Below are 6421 nucleotides of genomic sequence, written 5' to 3' on the forward strand. Positions count from 1 at the left end.
GTTGGCTCCTTACTCGTTAAGAAATGCCGTTAATGGGCTTGATGCAATAGCATGATTGACCTTACCCGCAAGACCGGCTTCATATGCCATACGACCACTTTCCACTGCCAATTTAAATGCACGCCCCATTGCAATCGGATCACTTGCAGCTGCGATGGCTGTATTAACCAATACCGCATCAGCCCCCATTTCCATCGCTTCTGCGGCATGAGAAGGCGCACCAATACCCGCATCCACCACCACAGGTACTTGTGCCTGATCGATAATAATGCGAAGAAAATCACGTGAAACTAAGCCTTTATTCGAACCAATCGGTGCACCTAACGGCATCACTGCTGCGCAACCTACCTCTTCTAATCGCTTACACAATACAGGATCGGCATGACAATAAGGCAATACCACAAAGCCTTGTTTCACTAGTTGCTCAGCCGCTGTTAGCGTTTCAATCGGATCAGGCATTAGATATTTCGAATCAGGGTGAATTTCTAATTTTAGCCAATTGGTCCCCAATGCTTCTCGAGCTAACTGCGCAGCAAAAATTGCTTCTTTGGCATTTTTCGCCCCTGATGTATTAGGCAGTAAATTCACTCCTGCTTGGATCAATGGCGCTAAGATATCGTCATCACGCTCCGCAATATTGACCCGCTTTAGTGCCATGGTCGCCAGTTCAGAGCTTGTCGCTAAAATCGATTCAGCCATGACATCACGATTAGCGTACTTACCTGTTCCGGTAAATAATCGTGATGTGAATGTTTTATTCTCAATTTTCAACATATTAACCTCCTGCTATCGCTTGAAATAACGCGATCTGATCGCCATCAGCAATGACGGTTATCGACCACTCGCTTGCTGCGACAATACGCTGATTTATCGCGACCGCTGTACCTTGCATTGGCAAATCTAACTGCATAACAAATTGATTAACGGTTTGCTCAGGCTCACAAGACATGGATTCATCGTTCAACCAGATAGTTATCATGGTAGCCATTTATCCAACCTCCCTTTGATCTTGCTGACCGCACACAGGGCAACCAGAATCAGCATCGACAGATACCTGCTGCCATTTTCCTGTTAAGCCATTAAATTGCTGCAATAACCCAACCCCTACATCACCAATACCGGTGATCGCTTTGATCGCATTTAACGCTTGTAAGGTGCCAATGATGCCCACAACAGGCCCCATCACGCCGTTACTACGACAATTTTGATCTTGTGGCGACGCTTCATTATGCAATGGAAACACACATTGATAACACGGTGAAATCTGTCGAAAATCAAATGCAAGTAACTGCCCTTGCCAGCCAATAGCAGCCCCTGTAATCAATAGTGTTTGGTGCTGATAACAAGCTTGATTAACTGCATAACGGGTAGCCCAGTTGTCACTGCAATCAAGTACAATATCGGCCTGTTGTACTTCCATCACGAGTTGAAAGCCTGCGAGATTGGCTTTTACTGCACGCGTTCGCATCAATGGATTCAATGCTAAAAGCTGATCACAGGCTGCTTGCGCTTTATTGAGTGAAACATCGGTTTCTCGATAAATCACCTGACGCTGCAAGTTTGAACTCTCAACCTCATCATCATCGGCAATCACCAGTAACCCAACACCCGCAGCAGCTAAATACATCGCAGCAGCTGAGCCTAAACCACCGGCACCGACGATCAATACCTTGGCATTGTTAAGTGCAAGTTGCCCCTGCTCTCCCATTTCTTCAAGCATGATTTGGCGGCTATATCGAATGAAAGCATCATCAGAGAGTGTGTCAGTTGTCATCCTTCACCTCCCGCTCAACTAAACATTGATTGAGTTGTTCAACGGCAATAGCAGGCTCGTTTGATTGGGTGATCGCGCGTACTACCGCCACGCTAGTCACCCCAGTTTTCCAAACGACGGGCGCACGCGATAAATCAATGCCACCAATTGCCACTGTTGGAAACGCATTGCCAATCAATTGTTGATAAAGCTTTAAGCGGTGAACGCCTTGCGGTAATGACGGCATTTGCTTGGTTGTGGTTGGGTAAATATGACCGAGGGCGATATAACTGGGATTAAATGCCATCGCACGTAGGATCTCGTAATACCCATGGGTTGAGATCCCCAAGCGAAGATTCGCTTGTTGAATGGCATTGAGATCTGCGACCGCTAAATCCTCTTGTCCCAAATGCACGCCAAAAGCACCATACTCAATAGCCAGTTGCCAATAGTCATTAATAAAGACCTGCGCATTTGCCTGCTGACCTAACGCAATAGCATGAGCAACATCTTGCTCTAAACCTTGAGCATTCGGATCTTTGATCCGCAGCTGAGTGGTTTTCACATCCAACTCAAGCAGCTGCTTTACCCATTGGACGGAATCCACCACCGGATATAACGTCAGTTTCTCACTATCAACAGGTGAAAAAGCTTCAACTGACTTACATTCGAATTGCCAACCAATATCCAACAGCTTTGAAAAATTAGCACAAACGATGTCAGGGAAAGCATCACGCTCGGTTGGCCACATGCCCATCTGCGTTGACTGGGCATACGCCCTTGCCAGAACTAGAGCATCTTCTAACGGGTAATCAAGCGCGAGTGCCACCAATAACATCGATCTATGCTGAGTCGCATTACCAAGCTCAACACTTAAACAGCCACGAACGTCACCATCATGCTGCCAAAGATCAAGATAACCACCGTTAATAGGTAAACCACTTACCACAACGTTAGATCGTTTCAGTATTTGCGCTTTGATCAGCGAAAGATCTACCTCAGAAGATACCCATTGTTCTTGGAGTACATAATCAATTAGCTGAGTGGAGCAGGCTTGTTCAAAGCCCACTCGTTTAACGCAAGAGGGCGTCGATATCTCAATCCAATCTTGGCTTGATGGCATTAACGTGACTTGCTCACCTAACAGATACTCTGCAGCGGAGGCTAATAATGGTTCAATATGCATCACCAGAGACGATAAAACCTTTGGTAAGCTTAAGGTGCTCATTAGCTTTCCTCTTTAGCTAGGTGATATAACTCACTACCTTTAGATCGAAACTCTTGTGCTTTTTGCTGCATGCCTTCAAGCGGATCATCTAATAGCTTGATCGCGATTTCTGAGTCTTCTAATCCCTTCGCATAATCTCGTACTTCTTGAGAGATCTTCATTGAACAAAACTTAGGGCCACACATTGAGCAGAAATGGGCCACTTTGCCAGACTCTTGAGGGAGAGTTTCATCGTGATAGGCACGCGCCGTTTCAGGATCTAAACCAAGATTAAATTGATCTTCCCAACGGAATTCAAAACGCGCTTTAGATAAGGCATTATCGCGCACTTGTGCACCAGGGTGGCCTTTTGCTAAATCAGCAGCATGGGCACACAGTTTATAAGTAATAAGACCGACTTTTACATCGTCTTTATTAGGCAAGCCTAAGTGCTCTTTGGGTGTCACATAACAAAGCATTGCACAGCCATACCAACCAATCATCGCCGCACCAATACCCGATGTAATATGATCATAACCTGGTGCGATGTCTGTAGTCAGTGGGCCTAAGGTATAGAATGGTGCTTCATGACAATGCTCTAGCTGCTCTTCCATGTTTTCTTTAATCATGTGCATTGGTACGTGACCAGGGCCTTCAATCATGACCTGTACATCGTATTCCCATGCAATTTTAGTTAACTCACCTAATGTGCGCAGTTCACTAAACTGAGCTTCATCATTGGCATCAGCAATAGAGCCCGGTCGTAAACCATCGCCCAATGACAGCGAAATATCATATTGAGCACAAATCTCACAAATCTCACGGAAGTGCTCATACAAGAAACTTTCTTTATGATGGGCTAAACACCATTTCGCCATAATTGAACCACCGCGAGAAACAATACCAGTGACCCGTTTCGCCGTCATAGGTACATAGCGAAGTAGCACACCAGCATGAATAGTGAAGTAATCAACACCTTGCTCAGCTTGCTCTAGTAATGTGTCACGGAACACTTCCCAATTAAGGTTCTCAGCCACACCATTCACTTTTTCAAGCGCTTGGTACATAGGTACAGTACCAATCGGAACAGGGCTATTACGAATGATCCACTCACGCGTTTCGTGAATATTTCGACCTGTTGATAAGTCCATTACCGTATCGCCACCCCAACGAGTTGACCAAACCAGTTTCTCAACTTCTTCTTCAATCGATGAACTCACCGCTGAGTTACCAATATTAGCATTCACTTTGACAAGGAAATTACGGCCAATGATCATTGGCTCAGTTTCAGGATGGTTAATATTGGCAGGAATAATTGCTCGGCCTTCAGCTACTTCTTTACGCACAAACTCAGGCGTAATTTCTTTTGGTAAATTAGCACCAAAGCTTACACCAGGATGTTGTTGATTTAATACTTCATCACGGTATTTCACACGACCCATATTTTCACGGATCGCGATATATTCCATCTCAGGCGTAATAAGACCTTGGCGCGCATAATGTAATTGCGTCACACAACGCCCACCTTTTGCACAACGAATACGCGCACGTTCCGCAAAACGTAAATCATCAAGCGTCTTATCATCTAAACGTTCATTGGCATACTCAGAGCTTAACCCTTCTAGTAATTCAGTATCGTCACGCTCTGCGATCCATTGCTCACGCACTAGCGGCAAGCCATTATAGATATCGATGTTCTTTTCAGGATCAGTGTAAAAACCAGAAGTGTCATAAACGCGAATAGGCTCATTAGGCTCAAAGATAGGGTTATCTTTACCGCCACCAATCAAGCTATCAGCTAGAGTGATTTCACGCATAGGAACAAGCACATCAGGACGGCTACCTTGAACATACACTTTCTGTGAGTTCGGGTATGGTTGTGCTGTTAATGATTCAATAAATTGTTTCGCTTCCAGTCTCGCTTGCTTGCGATTCGACACAGCAATTTCCTTTTAATATAGTAGGGAAAAGTGCTTGGCAGATGGGCGTAAACAAGAGCTATGCAGCATATTGTGCACAATCAAATACGTATAGTGATCCCTAAAAAAGGATATATAGTAAAGATAACCTCTTGTTCCCTTCGCAGGTATTAGCCTGATCAGGTTCAACGGATCCCGCAATGCGGTCTCAGCCATATGGCACTCCGACAAGTAAGAGATTAAGTATAAAGACTCCAGCGATCACTACAAGTCTTTAACCGAAGCAATCAACAGACAGTGACAGACAGCAAAAAGCCGTGCAATAACACGGCTTTTATTTCATTTGAACAACCATAATGATTATTGTGAAATGAGTACATCACACTTAAGATGTTTTGCTAATGTTTCACTCACATCACCAAAAATATGTAGGCTCGATTTGTGATAACCAGTGATAACTAACTTCGCTTCTACCTTTTCAGCAAGCTGTTCTAGGTGTTTAGCAATATCACCATTCGCAATATGTAGTCCTGCAACAGGGTAAGATGAAGCTGCAGCCAATTCAGATAATTGTGACATGCGTTGTTTAGCAATAGCGTCATGTTCCTCTTGCAGTTCAATTTCAACATCAATAAAGCTCACATTACCCACACCAGGTTCAACATAAGCAATATGCAGTTCAGCGTGATTTTGCTCAGCAATAACGCCAGCTTTAACCATTAATTTATGTGCATATTTATCTTCAGGATTAACAGCAAGTAAGATTGTTTGGTATAGCGACATAGCTTATCTCCGTGAGCCTACGCTCAATAGTAAATTTGTTTGTTATGATTATGATGCTATAAATGTAGCTATACAACCAACTATGTGTCGACATTTTAATATACGCTTAAATCAATGATTGCAATTATCGAGAGTGCCAACTAACTCCACAAGCGATTATTATGACGGCTTTTAATCATTACCTTTAACTGAAACGAGATACCAATGAGCCAATATTTATTACTAGGATTCATCGCAATTGGTGGTGCATTCGGTGCCTGCTCACGATACTTAATTTCTGAGCTTTGCGTTATTTTATTTGGCCGTGGCTTCCCATACGGAACATTAACCGTCAATATTATTGGTTCGCTAATTATGGGACTATTAATGTCGGGGCTAAATCAAGGAATGATAGAAGCGGCGCCATGGCGTCCAATGATAGGCTTAGGCTTTCTTGGTGCACTAACCACTTTCTCTACCTTTTCAATGGATAACATTGTAATGATGCAGCAAGGTGAGTTTATCAAAGCTGGCTTAAATATCGTTCTTAACGTAACAGTCAGTCTGTTTGCTTGTTATATTGGCTATCAACTAATGATGAAAAGTTAATAAACATTCAAATATATAACCGCCGTAAGGCGGTTTTTTTTCATCTAAATAAATGCAGGAAATGCAGGAAATGCAGGAAATGCAGGAAATGATATATCAAACTTAATCTATATGATTATTTTTTCGTTATAAACGAAAAAGGCCATCCTTACGGATGGCCTTTTTAAATTT

Annotated in this window: 7 protein-coding genes and 1 riboswitch; of the genes, 1 reads left to right on the top strand and 6 read right to left on the bottom strand. The window is 43.4% G+C overall.

What is annotated here, in order from left to right; all coding sequences use genetic code 11:
• Positions 1-9: 9 nt before the first annotated feature.
• The 6 genes from BTN98_RS19820 to BTN98_RS19845 form a co-directional block, all read right to left on the bottom strand.
• Complete coding sequence (locus BTN98_RS19820) at positions 10-774, bottom strand: thiazole synthase (RefSeq protein WP_060998640.1); 765 nt, start codon at positions 772-774, stop codon at positions 10-12.
• 1 nt (position 775) lies between these two features.
• The gene (gene thiS / locus BTN98_RS19825) at positions 776-988 is read right to left on the bottom strand and encodes a sulfur carrier protein ThiS (RefSeq protein ID WP_060998641.1); all 213 of its coding nucleotides are present in this window, start codon (positions 986-988) and stop codon (positions 776-778) included.
• Complete coding sequence (locus BTN98_RS19830; RefSeq protein ID WP_060998642.1) at positions 989-1774, bottom strand: HesA/MoeB/ThiF family protein; 786 nt, start codon at positions 1772-1774, stop codon at positions 989-991. It lies immediately after the preceding gene.
• Positions 1764-2981 carry a thiamine phosphate synthase gene (gene thiE / locus BTN98_RS19835; RefSeq protein ID WP_060998643.1) on the bottom strand — a complete coding sequence of 406 codons (1218 nt, stop codon included), beginning with the start codon at positions 2979-2981 and terminating at the stop codon, positions 1764-1766. Before thiE ends, BTN98_RS19830 begins: the two co-directional genes overlap by 11 nt.
• A complete protein-coding gene (thiC, locus tag BTN98_RS19840) occupies positions 2981-4900 on the bottom strand; it encodes a phosphomethylpyrimidine synthase ThiC (RefSeq protein ID WP_060998644.1) in 1920 nt (639 codons plus the stop codon). Before thiC ends, thiE begins: the two co-directional genes overlap by 1 nt.
• A gap of 118 nt (positions 4901-5018) precedes the next feature.
• Positions 5019-5116: riboswitch (TPP riboswitch) on the bottom strand.
• A gap of 123 nt (positions 5117-5239) precedes the next feature.
• The gene (locus BTN98_RS19845; protein ID WP_060998645.1) at positions 5240-5662 is read right to left on the bottom strand and encodes a universal stress protein; all 423 of its coding nucleotides are present in this window, start codon (positions 5660-5662) and stop codon (positions 5240-5242) included.
• 204 nt (positions 5663-5866) lie between these two features.
• Between BTN98_RS19845 and crcB the strand changes: the two genes are divergently transcribed.
• A complete protein-coding gene (crcB, locus tag BTN98_RS19850) occupies positions 5867-6250 on the top strand; it encodes a fluoride efflux transporter CrcB (RefSeq protein WP_036788490.1) in 384 nt (127 codons plus the stop codon).
• The last annotated feature ends 171 nt before the right edge of the window (positions 6251-6421 follow it).

Origin of the sequence: Photobacterium aquimaris (assembly GCF_002954455.1) — a bacterium.
GTDB classification, from domain to species: Bacteria; Pseudomonadota; Gammaproteobacteria; order Enterobacterales; family Vibrionaceae; genus Photobacterium; species Photobacterium aquimaris.

Excerpts from the sequence above, each read along its gene's own strand:
- BTN98_RS19820 (WP_060998640.1), bottom strand. The coding sequence starts at position 774 with ATGTTGAAAATTGAGAATAAAACATTCACATCACGATTATTTACCGGA.
- thiS (WP_060998641.1), bottom strand. The coding sequence starts at position 988 with ATGGCTACCATGATAACTATCTGGTTGAACGATGAATCCATGTCTTGT.
- BTN98_RS19830 (WP_060998642.1), bottom strand. The coding sequence starts at position 1,774 with ATGACAACTGACACACTCTCTGATGATGCTTTCATTCGATATAGCCGC.
- thiE (WP_060998643.1), bottom strand. The coding sequence starts at position 2,981 with ATGAGCACCTTAAGCTTACCAAAGGTTTTATCGTCTCTGGTGATGCAT.
- BTN98_RS19845 (WP_060998645.1), bottom strand. The coding sequence starts at position 5,662 with ATGTCGCTATACCAAACAATCTTACTTGCTGTTAATCCTGAAGATAAA.
- crcB (WP_036788490.1), top strand. The coding sequence starts at position 5,867 with ATGAGCCAATATTTATTACTAGGATTCATCGCAATTGGTGGTGCATTC.